General features: G+C 37.1%; 14 protein-coding genes and 1 tRNA gene. All 15 read left to right on the top strand.

Features of this window, described 5'->3' with window-relative positions; all coding sequences use genetic code 11:
• Window positions 1–36: 36 nt before the first annotated feature.
• Entirely contained in the window at window positions 37–1,224 is a 1,188-nt protein-coding gene (gene tuf, locus BMW64_RS02785; protein ID WP_029295578.1) for an elongation factor Tu, read from the top strand.
• 57 nt (window positions 1,225–1,281) lie between these two features.
• Window positions 1,282–1,352, top strand: a tRNA-Trp gene (locus tag BMW64_RS02780).
• 12 nt (window positions 1,353–1,364) lie between these two features.
• Window positions 1,365–1,571, top strand: coding sequence for a preprotein translocase subunit SecE (gene secE / locus BMW64_RS02775; protein WP_029295580.1), 207 nt, complete (start codon window positions 1,365–1,367; stop codon window positions 1,569–1,571).
• A 21-nt stretch (window positions 1,572–1,592) separates the two neighbouring features.
• The gene (nusG, locus tag BMW64_RS02770) at window positions 1,593–2,135 is read left to right on the top strand and encodes a transcription termination/antitermination protein NusG (protein ID WP_002976412.1); all 543 of its coding nucleotides are present in this window, start codon (window positions 1,593–1,595) and stop codon (window positions 2,133–2,135) included.
• Between the two features lie 121 nt (window positions 2,136–2,256).
• The gene (locus BMW64_RS02765; RefSeq protein ID WP_089998306.1) at window positions 2,257–3,348 is read left to right on the top strand and encodes a hypothetical protein; all 1,092 of its coding nucleotides are present in this window, start codon (window positions 2,257–2,259) and stop codon (window positions 3,346–3,348) included.
• Window positions 3,349–3,547: 199 nt separating this feature from the next.
• The gene (rplK, locus tag BMW64_RS02760; RefSeq protein WP_089998305.1) at window positions 3,548–3,994 is read left to right on the top strand and encodes a 50S ribosomal protein L11; all 447 of its coding nucleotides are present in this window, start codon (window positions 3,548–3,550) and stop codon (window positions 3,992–3,994) included.
• 11 nt (window positions 3,995–4,005) lie between these two features.
• Window positions 4,006–4,698: a 50S ribosomal protein L1 gene (gene rplA, locus BMW64_RS02755; protein ID WP_029295585.1), complete on the top strand. Its 693-nt coding sequence runs from the start codon at window positions 4,006–4,008 to the stop codon at window positions 4,696–4,698.
• A gap of 17 nt (window positions 4,699–4,715) precedes the next feature.
• Entirely contained in the window at window positions 4,716–5,303 is a 588-nt protein-coding gene (gene rplJ, locus BMW64_RS02750) for a 50S ribosomal protein L10 (protein ID WP_089998304.1), read from the top strand.
• A gap of 46 nt (window positions 5,304–5,349) precedes the next feature.
• Window positions 5,350–5,718: a 50S ribosomal protein L7/L12 gene (gene rplL, locus BMW64_RS02745; RefSeq protein ID WP_029295588.1), complete on the top strand. Its 369-nt coding sequence runs from the start codon at window positions 5,350–5,352 to the stop codon at window positions 5,716–5,718.
• 691 nt (window positions 5,719–6,409) lie between these two features.
• Complete coding sequence (rpoB, locus tag BMW64_RS02740) at window positions 6,410–10,231, top strand: DNA-directed RNA polymerase subunit beta (RefSeq protein ID WP_089998303.1); 3,822 nt, start codon at window positions 6,410–6,412, stop codon at window positions 10,229–10,231.
• A 127-nt stretch (window positions 10,232–10,358) separates the two neighbouring features.
• Entirely contained in the window at window positions 10,359–14,624 is a 4,266-nt protein-coding gene (gene rpoC / locus BMW64_RS02735; protein WP_089998302.1) for a DNA-directed RNA polymerase subunit beta', read from the top strand.
• 89 nt (window positions 14,625–14,713) lie between these two features.
• Window positions 14,714–15,019 carry a DUF3467 domain-containing protein gene (locus tag BMW64_RS02730; RefSeq protein WP_029295596.1) on the top strand — a complete coding sequence of 102 codons (306 nt, stop codon included), beginning with the start codon at window positions 14,714–14,716 and terminating at the stop codon, window positions 15,017–15,019.
• 168 nt (window positions 15,020–15,187) lie between these two features.
• Window positions 15,188–18,019 carry a T9SS type A sorting domain-containing protein gene (locus BMW64_RS02725; protein ID WP_089998301.1) on the top strand — a complete coding sequence of 944 codons (2,832 nt, stop codon included), beginning with the start codon at window positions 15,188–15,190 and terminating at the stop codon, window positions 18,017–18,019.
• Between the two features lie 2 nt (window positions 18,020–18,021).
• Entirely contained in the window at window positions 18,022–18,501 is a 480-nt protein-coding gene (locus BMW64_RS02720) for a hypothetical protein (protein ID WP_089998300.1), read from the top strand.
• A gap of 81 nt (window positions 18,502–18,582) precedes the next feature.
• Complete coding sequence (locus tag BMW64_RS02715) at window positions 18,583–19,062, top strand: hypothetical protein (RefSeq protein ID WP_143052630.1); 480 nt, start codon at window positions 18,583–18,585, stop codon at window positions 19,060–19,062.
• Window positions 19,063–19,080 lie beyond the last annotated feature (18 nt).

Raw genomic sequence — 19,080 nt, 5'->3', positions numbered from 1 at the left:
AAAATTTGAAAAACAATAAATAAATAATTTTAAATCATGGCAAAGGAAACGTTTAATCGTAACAAACCACACTTGAACATTGGTACTATTGGTCACGTTGACCATGGTAAAACTACTCTTACTGCTGCAATCAGTAGTGTATTGGCAAACAAAGGTCTTGCTGAGAAAAAAGACTTCTCTGCTATTGACTCTGCTCCAGAAGAAAAAGAAAGAGGTATCACTATTAATACTGCTCACATCGAATACGAAACTGAAAACAGACACTATGCTCACGTTGACTGTCCTGGTCACGCTGACTATGTAAAAAACATGGTTACTGGTGCTGCTCAGATGGATGGAGCGATCTTAGTATGTGCTGCAACTGATGGACCAATGCCTCAAACTAGAGAGCACATCCTACTTTGCCGTCAGGTAAACGTACCAAGAATCGTTGTTTTCATGAACAAAGTGGATATGGTGGATGATGCTGAGCTTTTAGAGCTTGTTGAATTAGAACTTAGAGATTTATTATCTACTTACGAATATGACGGAGATAACTCTCCAGTAATCCAGGGATCTGCTCTTGGTGCTCTTAACGGAGATGAGAAGTGGGTTAAGACTGTAGAAGAATTAATGGATGCAGTTGATACTTGGATCGAGCAACCAGTAAGAGATCAGGATAAGCCATTCTTGATGCCAATCGAAGACGTATTCTCTATTACAGGTAGAGGTACTGTAGCAACTGGTAGAATCGAGTCTGGTGTTATCAACACTGGTGATCCAGTTGATATCGTTGGTATGGGTGATGAAAAATTAACTTCTACAATTACAGGGGTTGAGATGTTCAGAAAAATCCTAGACAGAGGTGAAGCTGGTGATAACGTAGGTCTATTGTTGAGAGGTATTGAAAAAACTGACATCAAGAGAGGTATGGTAATAGCTAAGAAAGATTCTGTTAAACCACACAAAAAATTCAAAGCTGAGGTTTATATCCTTTCTAAAGAAGAAGGTGGACGTCACACTCCATTCCACAACAAATACCGTCCTCAGTTCTATGTAAGAACTACTGACGTTACAGGTGAGATCTTCTTACCAGAAGGTGTAGAAATGGTAATGCCTGGTGATAACTTAACAATCACTGTAGAATTGTTACAACCAATCGCTCTTAACGACGGTCTTAGATTCGCGATCAGAGAAGGTGGTAGAACAGTAGGTGCTGGTCAGGTTACTGAAATCTTAGATTAATCATCTTAAAATATAAAAGCTTCCGTAAGGAACTTCTTTACGGAGCTTTTTTTAACTACGGGCATCGTCCAATGGTAGGATACCGGTCTCCAAAACCGTTGATCAGGGTTCGAATCCTTGTGCCCGTGCAAATAACAATTATGAGTTCATTTATCGATTTTTTAAAAGGTTCTTATAACGAATTCAGACATAAAGTTGAATGGCCAAAATGGTCTGACCTGCAATCTTCTACAATTGTAGTGACGATTGCTACAGTGATCTTGGCATTATTTACTTTTGGAGTTGATGAATTGTTTTCTAAAGCAATCAGCAACATCATTGGAATGCTTATCAACTTGTTCAATTAATAATAAAAGTATTTTCCCAAAATGAGCGAATTGAAATGGTATGTGCTGAAAGCAATCAGCGGTCAGGAAAATAAAGTGAAAAACTACATTGAGACGGAAATCAAACGCTTAGGATTTGAACAGTACGTTACTCAAGTAGTTATTCCTATGGAAAAGGTTATTCAGATTAGAAACGGAAAAAAAGTTCCTAAAGAAAGACCTTACTATCCTGGATACCTGATGATCGAAGCCGATTTGATGGGAGAGATTCCTCACGTTATTAAGAACATTCCCGGAGTTATTTCTTTCTTAAGTTTAACAAAAGGAGGTGATCCTGTTCCAATGAGAAAATCTGAGGTTAACAGAATGCTTGGAAGAATGGATGAGTTATCAGAATTTGCAAGCGATGTTGAAATCCCTTATGTAGTGGGTGAAAACGTTAAAGTAATTGACGGACCATTCAACGGATTCAACGGTACAGTAGAAAAAATTCTTGAAGATAAAAAGAAAATTGAAGTATCTGTTTTGATCTTCGGTAGAAAAACTCCAATGGAATTGAGCTACATGCAGGTAGAAAAAGTATAAAAATTTTATTCTAAATAGATAAAGGTTGCTTGAAAAAGTGACCTTTTTTCATTTAAAGTAAGGAAATGTGATATTGTCTGCGAAAAAAAATAATAGCTTTTTATTGTACTGCTTTTTTTTAGTGGTACTCTTCATATACGTCATTGTAAAATTATATGGAAAAGCAACACTACCTGTTCATGAATGGACGATGTCTGATTGGTTAGTGAATTACGAAGATGGTGGCTTTAAAAGAAGGGGAATCACTGGAACTGTATTTTTTGTGGTGCAGGATCTCTTTGGTATATCATTACCAATTCAAGTTTTTATTGTTCAGGTTATTTTCTATGCGCTTGTTTTCTATCTTTATTGCAAGCTACTGCTAGCAAAGAAAATAGATTGGAATATTTTGGTATTGTTATGTTCTCCATTATGCTTTATGTATTTTCCAATCAATTTATCTTATTCAGGGAAAAGGGAAATTATTCTTTTCACGCTCGCAGCCTATTTTTCATTAGGTAAAATGACTGTTCTAAAGGAAAAGATTTTTTTAGTTTTATTTTGTGCAGGATTACTAATCCATGAAATGTTTTATTTCTTTCTGCCATTTTTTATTGCCATACATACTCTTAAAACAGGAGAGAAAAAGTATTCTTTCTGGATGTTGTTTTTTGCTTTGTCAAGTGTAATAATGATGATTTTATTTTTCTTCGGAAAGGATGTTAACTGTGGTAAAAGTTTAGAATTTATTAAGGAGAGAGGTGTGATTTTTGGAAGAAACAATATTTTCCAGTTTAAATTTTCAGAGGGCATAGAGCTGATAAAGAAAGAATTAATTTCTTACTCTCTATTCATTTTAGAGCTGCTTGCCGGTATTTTGATGTCTTTATATTATGTCTATTTATTTTACAGGAGCAAATTCTTCGACTTGCTAAAGTTTGTTATTGTAAGTTTTATTTGGGTAACACCATTGTATGTTTTAGGAATAGACTGGTATCGTTGGGATCATATATACAGTATGCTTTTATTTATTATTGTAGTAATGCTATTACCGGACAATGACAATAATGAGCGAGTTACATTTAATCAAAATCCTTCAATTAAGAATCTTTTTGTTTTTAATATTATATTTTTTATCTTCTTTTTTATTCATATACAGTATGATGCGAGAGGGCTTTCCCTACAGAAAGTACAGGATTATTATTTGTCCAAATTTTTTAATCACCTTCAATAACGATTCTCTTGTGTAAGCTATTAATCATTAGTATTAAATTGTCTTAATCTGTTTAAAAATCAAATAATTAATTTGCTATTTCAAAAATATTTTATAATTTTGCAGTCCGAAAAGTAGGCTTATCTAATGTGAGAATGGATAACCTGCTGAATAATAATGCTTCCAAACTCATTAATTATTCAAATTTAAAAAACAAACAATGGCTAAAAAAGTCTTTAAAATGGTAAAGCTTCAGGTGAAAGGTGGCGCAGCTAACCCTTCTCCACCAGTAGGTCCAGCTTTGGGTTCTGCAGGTGTGAACATCATGGAGTTTTGTAAGCAATTTAACGGAAGAACTCAAGATAAGCCGGGACAAGTTTTACCTGTAGTAATTACAGTATACGAAGACAAATCTTTTGAATTCGTAATTAAAACTCCTCCTGCAGCAATCCAGTTAATGGATGCGGCTAAAATCAAAGGTGGTTCCGGAGAACCAAACAGAAACAAAGTAGGTTCTGTATCTTGGGATCAGGTTAAGAAAATCGCTGAAGATAAAATGGGTGACCTTAACTGCTTTACAATGGAATCAGCTGTTTCTATGGTTGCAGGTACTGCAAGATCTATGGGATTAAGAGTAACAGGAACTAAACCAACTTTTAACGCTTAAAACTTAAAGAAATGGCAAAATTAACAAAAAAGCAAAAGGAAGCTTTAAGCAAAGTAGAAAAAGGAAGAATCTATAACCTTGAAGAAGGTGCAGCTCTTGTAAAAGAAGTAAATACTGCAAAGTTTGATGCTTCTGTAGATATCGCTGTAAGATTAGGAGTAGATCCGAGAAAAGCAAACCAAATGGTAAGAGGTGTTGTGTCTCTTCCTCACGGTACTGGTAAAGATGTTAAAGTGTTAGCTTTAGTAACTCCAGATAAAGAAGCAGAAGCTAAAGAAGCTGGTGCTGACTATGTAGGTCTTGATGAATATTTACAAAAAATCAAAGAAGGTTGGACAGACGTTGACGTAATCGTTACGATGCCGGCTGTAATGGGTAAATTAGGACCATTAGGTAGAGTATTAGGACCAAGAGGTCTAATGCCAAACCCTAAATCAGGTACTGTAACCATGGAAATTGGTAAAGCAGTAACTGAAGTAAAAGCTGGTAAAATTGACTTTAAAGTAGATAAATACGGTATTATCCACGCGGGTATTGGTAAAGTGTCTTTCGATGCTGCTAAAATCAAGGAAAATGCTCAGGAATTGATCTCTACTTTGATCAAAATGAAGCCAACTGCTGCTAAAGGAACTTATGTGAAGTCTATTTATTTGTCTTCTACAATGAGTCCTGGTATTGCAATCGATACTAAATCTGTTAACTAATTTTAATCCTTAAGACAATGACAAAAGACCAAAAAGTTGTAGCAATACAAGAGATCAAAGATTTGCTTCAGGATGCAAAAGTAGTTTATGTAGCAGATCTGGAAGGTTTGAACGCTGCTAAATCTTCTGACTTCAGAAGACAGGCTTTCAAGCAAAATATTAAAGTGAAAGTGGTAAAAAATACACTTTTACAAAAAGCAATGGAACAAATGGAAGGAGTAGATTACTCTGAAATGTTCCCTACTTTCAAAGGAAACTCAGCAATATTAATCGCTGAAACAGCAAACGCTCCTGCGAAATTAATCCAAGGATTCAGAAAGAAAGAAGAGAAGCCGGCATTAAAGTCTGCTTATCTTCAGGAAACTTTCTATGTTGGTGACAACAACCTAGACACGTTGGCTAACATCAAGTCTAGAGAAGAAATGATCGGTGAAATCATCGGATTACTTCAGTCTCCAATCCAGAGAGTTGTTTCTGCTCTTCAAAACAAGCCTGAGACAGTAGAGGCTAAAGCTGAAGAAGCTGCACCTGCAGTAGAAGAAGCTCCAGCTACTGAAACTCCGGAAACTCCAGCTGCAGAAGGAGAAGCTCCAGCTGCTGAATAATTACACTCAAAAAATTAAATAAATAATCAACAAAAACATTACAACAATGTCAGATTTAAAAAATTTAGCTGAAACGCTAGTAAACTTAACAGTAAAAGACGTAAACGAATTAGCTGCTATCCTTAAGGATGAGTACGGAATTGAGCCAGCTGCTGCTGCTGTAGTAGTTGCAGGTGGAGGTGCTGCTGAAGCTGCTGAAGAAAAAACTGAATTCGACGTAATTCTTAAGTCTGCAGGTGCTTCTAAATTAGCTATCGTTAAATTAGTAAAAGATTTAACTGGTGCTGGTCTTAAAGAAGCTAAAGATATCGTAGATGGTGCTCCTGCTCCAATCAAAACTGGTATCTCTAAAGACGAAGCTGAAGCTCTTAAGAAGCAATTAGAAGAAGCTGGTGCTGAAGTAGAATTGAAATAATTTCAATTATCTATAAATATAAAGCCTGGACATTTGTCCGGGCTTTTTTATTTCAGTAAACGAAGTTTTAGGAGCTTAATCCCGCTATCCGCACTCGCTATTTTTATTATTTTCGGAGCGGCGGCGGAGCCGCCGCTCCGGAAAATAATAAAATGAGCTCAAACAAATGCTTCTATCGGGGCTATGACTGCAGGCTGTTGTCTTCAATAATTATGACAGTACAAAAATAATTTCATTGATTATCTCTTGGTCAGAATTCTTTTTCTAAAAGGGTATAAATTTAAAGAGTTTATGGGATAGGCTATATCAGTGATTTACCTTTTAACAAAAATATTTACTGAAAATTGTAAATGTGGATAAGTTTTTGTAAATTTGCATTCTCTTTTGGCGCGAAAAATTGTTTGTAAATCTATAAAATACTATAAATCAACTCTTTCATCAAAATGAAAGGGCTTTGTTGTATATGGATAATACGGCTATTCTGCCTCAAAAGTAATAAAAATATTTTGCATTACGCTGTGAAAAGATATACCAGTGTTGCAGTTAGAAGGAGCCAAGTGCAAAGTTAAAAGAATCAAGGTCTTTCGTGAGCGCCAAAAACACTTTTATCTTTTCCTTTTATCTTGTTTCTTGTCCTTTCTGATATTTTTTAATGAATCAAAATATTTTTTAACCCTTTCTTAAAAGTTTTATGAGTAAAACAACAGCAACAACTAAGGGAACACCGAGAATTAATTTCTCATCAGCGAAAGGAAAAATTATCACTCCTGACTTCCTGGATATCCAGATCGAGTCTTTTAAAGAGTTTTTCCAGCTTGATACGCTTCCTGAAGACAGAACGAATGAAGGTCTTTACAAGACTTTTCAGGAAAATTTCCCGATTACGGATTCAAGAAACCAATTTGTATTGGAATTCCTTGATTATCTGGTAGATTCTCCGCGTTATTCAATCGATGAGTGTGTGGAAAGAGGATTGACCTATTCAGTTCCTCTTAAAGCAAGGCTTAAATTGTATTGTACAGACCCTGAGCACGAAGATTTCCAAACCGTTGTTCAGGATGTATACTTAGGTCCGGTTCCTTACATGACTCCTAGTGGATCTTTCATCATCAATGGTGCTGAGAGAGTTATTGTTACGCAGTTGCACCGTTCACCTGGTGTATTCTTCGGACAGACGTACCACGCAAACGGAACCAAATTATATTATTCAAGAATTATCCCTTTCAAAGGATCTTGGATGGAATTTACAACCGATATCAACAGCGTAATGTACGCGTATATCGACCGTAAGAAAAAATTACCATTAACCACTTTATTAAGAGCGATCGGTTACGAGTCTGATAAGGATATCCTTCAGATCTTTGACCTTGCTGAGGAAGTGAAGGTTTCTAAAGCTGCCCTTAAAAAAGTAGAAGGAAGAACATTAGCTGCGAGAGTTTTGAACACTTGGTTCGAAGATTTCGTAGATGAAGATACAGGTGAAGTAGTTTCTATCGAAAGAAATGAGATCATCTTAGACAGAGAAACGATTCTTGAAAAAGAACATTTAGATCTTATTCTTGATGCTGGTGTGAAATCAATCCTGATTCACAAAGAAAACAGCAATGAATTCTCTATCATCCAGAATACATTACAGAAAGACCCTACCAACTCTGAAAAAGAAGCGGTAGAATATATTTACCGTCAGTTAAGAAATGCAGATCCGCCAGATGAGGAAACAGCAAGAGGAATCATTGAAAAATTATTCTTCTCTGAGCAAAGATATTCATTAGGTGAAGTTGGACGTTACAGACTAAACAAAAAGTTAGGTCTTAACATTCCTACTACAACTGAAGTTCTTACCAAAGAAGATATCATTGCGATCGTAAGACACTTGATCGAATTGGTAAACTCTAAAGCTGAAGTTGATGATATTGACCACTTATCAAACAGAAGAATTAAAACTGTAGGTGAGCAATTGGCAGGACAGTTCGGTGTAGGTCTTTCAAGAATTGCAAGAACAATCAAGGAAAGAATGAACGTTAGAGATAACGAAATCTTTACTCCGCTTGATCTTGTTAATGCAAAAACGTTAACATCTGTAATCAACTCGTTCTTTGGTACCAACCAGCTTTCTCAGTTTATGGACCAAACCAACCCACTTTCAGAAATTACGCACAAGCGTAGACTTTCTGCACTAGGGCCTGGAGGTTTATCGAGAGAAAGAGCCGGTTTCGAGGTTCGAGACGTTCACCATACACACTACGGAAGAATTTGTCCGATTGAAACTCCGGAAGGACCAAACATCGGTTTGATTTCATCTTTAGGGATTTATGCAAAAATCAACAGATTAGGTTTCATTGAAACTCCATATAGAAAAGTAGCTGACAGCAAGATTGATCTTAATGCTGATCCTATCTACTTAAATGCAGAAGACGAAGAATCTAAAGTAATTGCTCAGGCAAACGTTGAATTGAGTGACAATGGTGAATTCGAAACAGACAGAATTATTGCAAGATTGGATGGTGACTACCCGGTAGTTGAGCCGTCTCAGGTTGACCTTATCGACGTTGCACCAAACCAGATCTCTGGTATTTCAGCTTCATTAATTCCATTCCTGGAGCATGATGATGCGAACCGTGCGTTGATGGGATCCAACATGATGCGTCAGGCCGTTCCATTATTGAAGCCACAGGCTCCAATCGTTGGTACAGGGCTTGAGCAGCAGGTTGCAAGAGATTCAAGAATTTTGATCAATGCCGAAGGTACAGGAACTGTAGAATATGTTGATGCTGACAAAATTGTTATCAAATACGAAAGAAGTGAAGACGAAGATTTAGTACAATTCGAGTCTGCTACGAAAACATATAACCTTACTAAGTTTAGAAAAACCAACCAAAGTACCACCATTACCCTAAGACCAAACGTAAGAGTAGGTGATGTAGTGGAAAAAGGACAGGTACTTTGCGATGGTTACGCTACTGAAAAAGGAGAATTGGCTCTTGGTAGAAACTTAGTGGTTGCGTTCATGCCTTGGAAAGGATACAACTTCGAGGATGCGATCGTAATCAACGAAAAAGTGGTTCGTGAAGACTGGTTTACTTCAATTCACGTAGATGAATATTCTCTTGAAGTTCGTGATACCAAATTAGGTATGGAAGAGCTTACAGCAGATATTCCGAACGTTTCTGAAGAAGCTACTAAAGATCTTGACGAAAATGGTATGATCAGAATCGGTGCTGAAGTGAAGCCTGGAGATATCATGATTGGTAAAATTACTCCAAAAGGTGAATCTGATCCGACTCCGGAAGAAAAACTTTTGAGAGCGATCTTCGGTGACAAAGCTGGTGATGTGAAAGATGCTTCATTGAAAGCAGATTCTTCATTAAGAGGTGTTGTTATCGATAAGAAATTGTTCTCAAGAAACATTAAAGATAAAAAGAAAAGAACTGAAGAAAAACTTAAGCTTGAAGAAATTGAAAACACTTACAAGGCTAAGTTTGATGATTTGAGAAACACGTTAATTGAAAAATTAAATACTCTTGTAAGCGGTAAAACTTCTCAGGGTGTGAAAAATGACCTTGATGAAGAAATCATCGGTAAAGGAGTTAAGTTCACTCACAAATTATTGACTTCAGTTGAGGATTATGTAAACGTTAGCGGTTCAGACTGGACTGTTGATAACGATAAAAATGAATTGATCAAACAATTAATTCACAACTACAAAATCAAATACAACGATATCCAAGGGGTTAAAAACCGTGAGAAATTCGCAATTTCAATTGGGGATGAATTACCGGCAGGTATCATGAAGTTGGCTAAAGTTTACATCGCTAAAAAACGTAAACTGAACGTAGGGGATAAAATGGCGGGTCGTCACGGTAACAAAGGTATCGTTTCGAGAATCGTTCGTGAAGAAGATATGCCGTTCCTTGAAGACGGAACACCGGTAGATATCGTATTGAATCCACTTGGGGTACCTTCACGTATGAACATCGGTCAGATCTATGAAACTGTTCTTGGATGGGCTGGTCAGAAATTAGGATTGAAGTTCGCAACACCGATCTTCGACGGAGCAAGCCTTGATCAGATCACTGAATACACTGAGAAAGCAGGTCTTCCTAAATTTGGTCACACGTATCTTTATGATGGTGGTACCGGAGAAAGATTTACTCAGGCAGCGACAGTGGGTGTGATCTACATGTTGAAATTAGGACACATGGTTGATGATAAGATGCACGCACGTTCTATCGGTCCATACTCATTGATTACTCAGCAGCCGTTAGGAGGTAAGGCTCAGTTCGGAGGTCAGAGATTCGGGGAGATGGAGGTTTGGGCTCTTGAAGCATTTGGAGCATCCAATATCCTGAGAGAGATCCTTACCGTGAAGTCGGATGACGTAATTGGTAGAGCGAAAACTTATGAAGCGATTGCAAAAGGCGAATCGATGCCTGAACCAGGTATTCCGGAATCATTCAATGTATTACTTCACGAGCTACAAGGTCTTGGATTAGACGTAAGACTTGAGGAATAAGTTCCATTTGAAATTAATTTATTTGAAATTTGAAATGCTGTATGCAGGTTTCAAACAAAAATTAAAATAAAATTTTTAGGGATTTATAATCTCAAATTTCAAATGTCAAATCTCAAATTTAAAAAAAATGTCAAATAAAAATAAATCAAGTAGATTTAATAAAATAACCATCGGTTTAGCTTCACCGGAATCGATTCTTCAGGAATCGAGAGGGGAGGTTCTTAAACCGGAAACCATTAACTACAGAACGCATAAGCCTGAAAGAGACGGTTTGTTCTGTGAAAAAATCTTCGGTCCTGTAAAGGATTACGAATGTGCTTGTGGTAAATACAAGAGAATTCGTTACAAAGGGATCGTTTGTGACCGTTGTGGAGTAGAAGTTACGGAGAAAAAAGTACGTAGAGAGAGAATCGGGCATATCAATCTGGTAGTTCCAATCGCTCACATCTGGTATTTCCGTTCTTTACCGAACAAAATCGGTTACCTTTTAGGAATTCCTTCCAAGAAATTGGATATGATCATCTACTACGAAAGATATGTAGTGATCCAACAAGGTATTGCTAAAAAATTAGACGGTTCTGATTTCGAAAATATGGAGTTCTTGACAGAAGAAGAGTACCTTGATATCATGGAAACACTTCCTATCGAGAACCAGTATCTTGATGATTCTGATCCAAACAAATTCATCGCCAAAATGGGTGCTGAAGCGGTTGAGGAATTATTAAAAAGAATCGATCTTGATGCATTGTCTTTCGATTTAAGACATAAAGCTCACAATGAAGGTTCAAAACAAAGAAGAACTGAGGCTTTAAAAAGATTGAACGTAGTAGAAGCATTAAGAGGTGCCAATACAAGAATGATCAACAAGCCTGAGTGGATGATCATGCGTGTGCTTCCAGTTATCCCGCCGGAATTAAGACCATTGGTTCCGTTGGATGGTGGACGTTTCGCAACTTCTGACTTAAATGACCTTTACAGAAGGGTGATCATCAGAAACAACCGTCTGAAAAGACTATTGGAGATCAAAGCTCCGGAAGTAATCTTGAGAAACGAGAAGCGTATGCTTCAGGAATCTGTAGATTCATTATTCGATAACACAAGAAAATCTTCTGCTGTAAAATCTGAATCAAACAGACCATTGAAATCACTTTCAGATTCATTGAAAGGTAAGCAGGGTCGTTTCCGTCAGAACTTATTAGGAAAAAGGGTAGATTACTCTGCACGTTCGGTAATTGTTGTAGGTCCAAACTTACAGCTTCACGAATGCGGTATTCCTAAAGATATGGCTGCAGAACTTTACAAACCATTTATCATTAGAAAACTAATTGAAAGAGGAATTGTAAAAACCGTAAAGTCAGCAAAAAGAATCATCGACAGGAAAGAACCTGTAGTATATGATATCCTTGAAAACGTGATGAAAGGCCACCCGGTTCTTCTGAACAGGGCACCTACGCTTCACAGACTGGGGATCCAGGCATTCCAGCCTAAAATGATTGAAGGTAAAGCGATTCAGCTTCACCCGTTGGTAACAACAGCATTCAACGCCGATTTCGACGGTGACCAGATGGCGGTACACTTACCGCTAGGTCCTGAAGCGATCCTTGAAGCTCAGTTATTGATGCTAGGTTCTCAAAATATCCTGAACCCTGCAAACGGTTCTCCAATCACGGTACCTTCTCAGGACATGGTTCTTGGTCTTTATTTCATGACTAAAGAATTGAGCTCTACAGAAGATATGAAAGTAAAAGGTGAAGGTCTTGCCTTCTATTCTCCTGAAGAAGCGGAAATCGCTTATGCGGAAGGAAGAGTATCTTTAAATGCTAAAGTAAGATGTAGATTACCGATCAAAGAAAACGGAGAGATCGTAACAAGACTGATCGAAACTTCTGTGGGAAGAATCTTATTCAACCAGATTGTACCTAAACAGGTAGGATATATTAATGAACTTTTAACGAAGAAATCATTGAGAAACGTTATCGGTAAGATCCTTGCAGATACGGATTTCCCTACAACCGTGAAGTTCCTGGATGCCATGAAAGACTTAGGGTATTCAAACGCATTCAAAGGAGGTCTTTCTTTCTCATTGGGAGACATCGTGGTACCTGTTGAGAAAAAACAAATGATTGCACAATCAATTGAAGCTGTTGATGAAATTAGAGCCAACTATAACATGGGTCTAATTACCGATACGGAACGTTATAACCAGGTAATCGACGTTTGGACAAATACCAACGCTGGATTAACGGAGATGATCATGAGCAGAATGAAAACTGACCAAGGTGGTTTCAACTCTGTATACATGATGCTTGACTCTGGAGCGAGGGGTTCTAAAGAACAGATCCGTCAGTTATCAGGGATGAGAGGTTTGATGGCAAAACCGCAGAAAGCCGGTTCTACCGGAGCGGAGATCATCGAAAACCCGATCCTTGCAAACTTTAAGGAAGGTCTTTCCATCTTGGAATACTTTATCTCTACCCACGGTGCCCGTAAAGGTCTTGCGGATACCGCTCTTAAGACTGCCGATGCCGGTTACTTAACGAGAAGATTGGTAGACGTTGCACAGGACGTTATCGTTACAGAAGAAGACTGTGGAACTTTAAGAGGTACAGAAGTTACCGCACTTAAGAAAAATGATGAGATCGTTGAAAGAATCTCAGAAAGAATTTTAGGTAGAGTATCTTTACATAATATTTACGATCCTGAATCAGACGAATTGATCGCTGAGGCAGACCAGGTAATCTCTGAAGCATTAGCTAAGAGAATCGAGGAAGCCGGATTAGAAGCTGTTGAGGTTCGTTCACCATTAACTTGTGAAGCTAAGAAAGGTATCTGTGCGAAATGTTACGGTAGAAACTTGGCAACAGGTAAAATGATTCACATGGGTGAAGCGGTAGGTGTAATTGCAGCACAATCCATCGGGGAACCGGGAACTCAGCTTACGTTGAGAACCTTCCACCAAGGGGGTACTGCAGGAAACGTTTCCGAAAACCCATCAATCGTTGCAAGAAGAGACGGTATCGTTGAAATGGATGAGGTAAGAACCATTACTTCTGAAGATGAAAACGGTAATACAGCTGAGGTTGTGGTTTCCCGTTCAACAGAATTCAGATTGGTTGCTGATAATGAATCAAGAACGCCATTAATGGTAGCCAACGTACCTTACGGTTCCATATTATCTGTAAAACCAGGTGATAAAGTGAAAAAAGGAGATATTATCTGTAGATGGGATCCATACAACGCAGTTATCATTGCAGAAACTGCTGGTAAGGTAGAATATGAAGATATCATCCAGGGGGTTTCATTCCAATTGGAAATTGACGAACAGACAGGATTCGAAGAGAAAGTAATCTCTGAATCAAGAAATAAGAAAGCCGTACCTACTTTGAAGGTGGTAGATTCTAAAGGAGTTGAGCAAAAAGCATACAACTTACCGGTAGGAGCCCACTTGATGGTAAATGATGGTGAAAAGATCAAGGCTGGTAAAGTCTTAATCAAAATCCCAAGAAAATCTGCAAAAGCAGGGGATATCACCGGAGGTCTTCCGAGAGTTACCGAATTATTTGAAGCAAGAAACCCTTCAAACCCTGCAGTGGTTACAGAAATCGATGGGGTAGTTTCTTATGGAAAAATCAAAAGAGGTAACCGTGAACTAATTGTTGAGGCTAAAACTGGAGAGAGAAAAATTTATTTAGTTAAATTATCCAACCAGATTTTGGTACAGGAGAATGACTTCGTAAGAGCTGGTTCGCCACTTTCTGACGGGTCTATCACTCCGGACGATATCTTAAGAATCAAAGGTCCAACAGCTGTTCAGGAATACTTAGTAAACGAAATTCAGGAAGTTTACCGTTTACAAGGGGTAAAAATCGACGACAAGCACTTCGAAATCATCGTAAGACAGATGATGACAAAAGTATCTATCGTTGACGGAGGTGATACTCAGTTCCTTGAAGGTGCTCTTGAACACAAGTATGACTTCTTAGAAGAAAACAACAGAGTATTCGGTCTTAAGGTTGTAGTTGAGGCAGGAGATTCTAAAGTATTCAAACCAGGTCAGATGATTACTGCAAGAGAATTAAGAGACGAAAACTCTAAATTGAAGCGTGAAGATCAGGCTTTAGTGGAAGTAAGAGAAGCTTTACCTGCTACAGCAACACCAGTGTTGCAGGGTATTACAAGAGCGGCTCTTCAGACGAAGTCATTCATGTCTGCAGCATCGTTCCAGGAAACAACAAAAGTTCTTAACGAAGCTGCGGTTGCAGGTAAGATTGATGATCTGAACGGTCTTAAAGAAAATGTAATTGTAGGGCACAGAATCCCTGCAGGTACAGGTCTTAAAGAATACCAGAATGTAATTGTTGGTTCTAAGAAAGAATTCGAAGATCTTAACTAAAATATGTAATTTGAAATTTGAGGTTTGAAATTATTTTTATACTTTCACAATCTCAAATTTCGAATTTTTTAAAATATAATTTATAACAAATGGACAACAATCAAAATCCACAAGACGGAAACATCAACATCGAATTAAACGAAATGGTAGCGGCTGGTATCTATGCTAATTTAGCTCTGGTAAACCACTCTCCATCTGAGTTTGTAGTAGATTTCATCCAGTTAATGCCGGGTGTACAGCAAGCAAAAGTAAGATCAAGAGTGATCCTTGCTCCTCTTCACGCTAAAAGAGTACTTTCTGCTCTTCAACAAAACATTGCTAACTATGAGCAGCAATTCGGAGAAATCAAAGAAGTTGAGCCTTTCGTATTAGGAGGTAACAACGTAAACGCTTAAGATTCTCAACCATATAAAAAATCAAAGTCCCATTATTGGGGCTTTTTTTATTTAACATAATAATAATTTTTTACTATTTTAAATCGTATTAATTTACTATTTTAAAATGTTTTGTAATTTATTATTAAATTTTGAGGCTATTTGGTATATTTGTGAGAAAATAAGCAAATGAAAAAATATATTCTTCTTGCCACTGTATTATGCATGACTATCAGTGTTTATGGGCAAGAGAAAAACAGTAAAGCAAATCAAAGGCATCTTAAAAAATTATATTCTAAATATGATAAAAATTTAAAGAAGCAACATAAACTTTTGAGATCTGCCGGAGTTCCACCAAATCCTTATAATGAAGAAGATTACAAAAGAACAATGGATCCCGTTACAGGTGGAAACAATTTTGATAAACTTGCCAAACTGAATGAGGAAATTAATCAAGGAAAATATGCTCCCACAAGAACAATGTCCCTGATCAGCGGACAAGAATCTTCTACACAAAAAATAGTAAATGAACCGTGGATAGAAAGAGGTCCTTATAATGTAGGAGGTAGAACGAGAGCTATAATGTACGATCCTAATGATCCTCTGGGTAAACGGGTTTTTGCCGGAGGTGTTTCAGGAGGACTTTGGGTAAATCAGGACCCCACAATAAGCACAAATGAATGGACCCCATTAAGTACATTTTGGGCAAATACTTCTATTTCGTGTATTGCCTATGATCCGAACAATACACAAATTTTATACGTCGGAACAGGAGAGTCTTCTACATCTGATGCTATAGGTTCAGGAATCTGGAGATCTATAAACGGAGGAAGCACATGGACCCAAATTTTTACTATTTCGCCCGTTTATTCGGGTACTATAAGAAGCGGTAACTTTTATATTAATGATATCAAAGTCAGAAACAATGCAGGCGTTTCAGAAGTCTATGCAGGAGTGAGTGGTAATTATAATGATGGAGCCTGGCAGGGCCTAAACCAGGCAGGATTATATAAATCTACGGATCAGGGAGCTACATTTATAAAAAATACCAGCTTATTGGCTCTCAATACAACTACAAATGTAACAAGTTCTACAGGATATTCTATCCAACAGATAGAAATCGGGGCAGATAATTCTGTTTGGGTTTCTACCCGTTCTTCGAGATATTCTAATATAGATTCGGGAGGTAGAATCTTAAAATCTGCAGACGGTGATACTTTCAGCGAGGTTTATAATGTTGGAAATTCCGGATCAAGAGTTAATTTCTCTCTTTCCAGAACGAATGCTAATAAAGTTTATGCATTTATGCAGGGTGAAGATAATAGTTCGGAGCCTATTCGTATTGCCAAATCTACGGATGGAGGTTTAACGTGGGCGTCAACTAATGATATGTTATCAAATATCACTCTTCCTACTGCTGCAGATACAAGTATTCCTGCAAATGACTTTACCAGAGGACAATCTTTTTATGATCTCGTGATTGCTACAGATCCTTTGGATGATGAAACGGTTTATATCGGAGGTATTGATCTCTATAAATCTTCAGACGGTGGAGCAAGCTGGACACAGATTTCAAAATGGTCGAATAATAATAATATGGCAAATCTGCAGGTTTCTCAGGTACATGCGGACCAACACGAAATTGTTTTTAATCCTTTTAATAACTATTCTACTAACCAAATGATGTTTGGTAATGATGGAGGAATTTATTTTGTACCTAATAAAAATACAATTGCAACGGTGGGAGGTTTTGCTGTAAGAAACACCAGGTACAATGTGACACAATTTTACACTGCAATGCTGAATCCCACTAAAACTCCTGCCGATGAAGAACTGTTGGCAGGTGCACAGGATAATGGCTCTTGGTGGCTGTATGGAGTGCCACAGGCAAATAATTTTTTAACGAGCCAGGCAGCAACTTCCGGAGATGGAATGTATACAGAATATGATGATTTGGATAATTATGAAATCGCAAGTTATGTATATAATAATCATTATCTATTGACAAACAACATATATTATCTTATTTCAAGTGCAAATAGAAATGCTTATGGACACTTTGTAAATGAAATTGCTTTAGACAGGGTAAATAATGTATTTTACTCTTATCGTTCCGGATTAACACTCTTCAGAACAAGCGGATTATCTGCTACTGCTACTACATTTACAAACAATACAGTAAGTGCCGGGACGGCGCAAACGAATGAGCAGATTTCTTGGATGAAGGTTTCACCGTATACAACAGCTTCTACTACATTATTTGTAGGAACAAACCTGGGAAGAATCTTTAAAATCACAAATGCCAACAGTACCTCTTATACTTCCACAGCAATAACATCGCCCGCTACAGGAACAATTTCAGATATAGAATTTGGCGCTAATGAAAATGAAATCATCGTAACATTATCAAACTACAATGTTGTAAGTGTCTTTTACTCTACAGATGGAGGAACTTCATGGCAAAATAAAGAAGGCAACCTCCCAGATATGCCGGTAAGAACAGTTTTAAGAAATCCTGATGATGCGAATGAGGTAATTCTCGGAACAGAGATGGGGGTTTGGGGAACAACAAATTTCCTTTCTTCATCACCTACCTGGGCCTCAATTACCGGAAATATCGGAAATATAAGAATTACCAATTTGGATTACAGACCTTCAACCAAAACGGTTTTGGTTTCTACGTACGGACGAGGAGCATGGACAACACAAAACACCATACTCCCATTAGCTACAGATGAGATAAAATCTAAAAAAGACAAGGTGAGAATATATCCGAATCCTTCAAAAGGAATTGCGCATTTGAGATTTGATTCGGCAAAATATGACACTGTTGATATCAGTATTTTTGATGCATCGGGAAGATTGATCTACAGCAAGAAAAATGTAAAATCCGACGAGGAATTTGGACAGAGATTGACACCGGGAAATTATGTACTGAAGGCTGAGTCTAAAGGAGAAATTGTTTATAGTGGCAACTATCTCGTTCTAGGTAAAGTAAGTGAAAATGGGGATGATGATTAAAAATGAATAATTACTTGTCTATAGTCATATTTTGGGTTCTGGCGCTTTCATGTAATGCGCCGGTTCCTTCATTACATAAAGATAAAGTTTTGCTAATATCAGCAGAAAAAACAGTTTGGTTCGGGGGAAGACCCGGAGTGAGAGGAATAGTTTATACGATTGTACTACAGGCAATAAATACAAAAGATAATATAAAAATTACCTCTTTGAAAGCTGAAGGAAATATCATCACATTTACTCAAACCAATTCTGCAAATCTCATTATTATTAAAGGTAATTTGCAAATGACAGATCCGGTGGATAATTTTGAAAATGCACCTTCCGGATTGCATTGTGAAAATTCTGCTGAAGATCTTATTCCTAATAAGCAGGATAATTGGATAGAATATAAGACACGAAATTCTGAAAAATCATATAAAGTACACATTCCGGAATTTGTTTCGGCAGAACCGGAAGGACAATTAATTCCCCAAAGACAATAAATTATATTGCGCAAAAAGCTATTCTTTATATTTCTATTTATTCCTTTACTCATCATGTTTTTTAATGTGATTCATCCTACTATGTCCTATATTAAAAGTGAAGTATATAAAAAAACACGCAACCATATTCTAAATCATATACTGGATCAGTCACAAACAACTTATTTTTCAGAGAAAGATCTTTTAAAAGCTGATTGGAAAGAAGATAGAGAATTTGTGTTAAATGGTTTTTCTTATGATGTTGTCAGTATAAATTTTATAAATGGGGATAAGTATTATCGGTGTTACATTGATAAAAAAGATATTATTATTAATTCCATATTGAAAGTTTCAGGTTTTTTTGTAATCAGAAAAACGTTTGCGTGGAGGCATTTCGATTTGCCTTTACAGAGTAAAAAAAATATAAAAATAGCTGACTTTTTTACTTTCCTTGGCTTCTGGCAGCTGTATTTTTCTAATTTTTATTCTAAACTGAAAACAGACTATATAAAACCATTTGAAAATACATATTATTTGTCAGTTATATTTCCGCCTCCGGAAAGATGCTTAATACTTTCATAAACCTTTAACGACAAATAA

It is taken from the genome of Chryseobacterium taichungense (genome assembly GCF_900109935.1).
GTDB classification, from domain to species: domain Bacteria; phylum Bacteroidota; class Bacteroidia; order Flavobacteriales; family Weeksellaceae; genus Chryseobacterium; species Chryseobacterium taichungense.
This window is presented reverse-complemented; position numbering and strand designations above follow the sequence as displayed.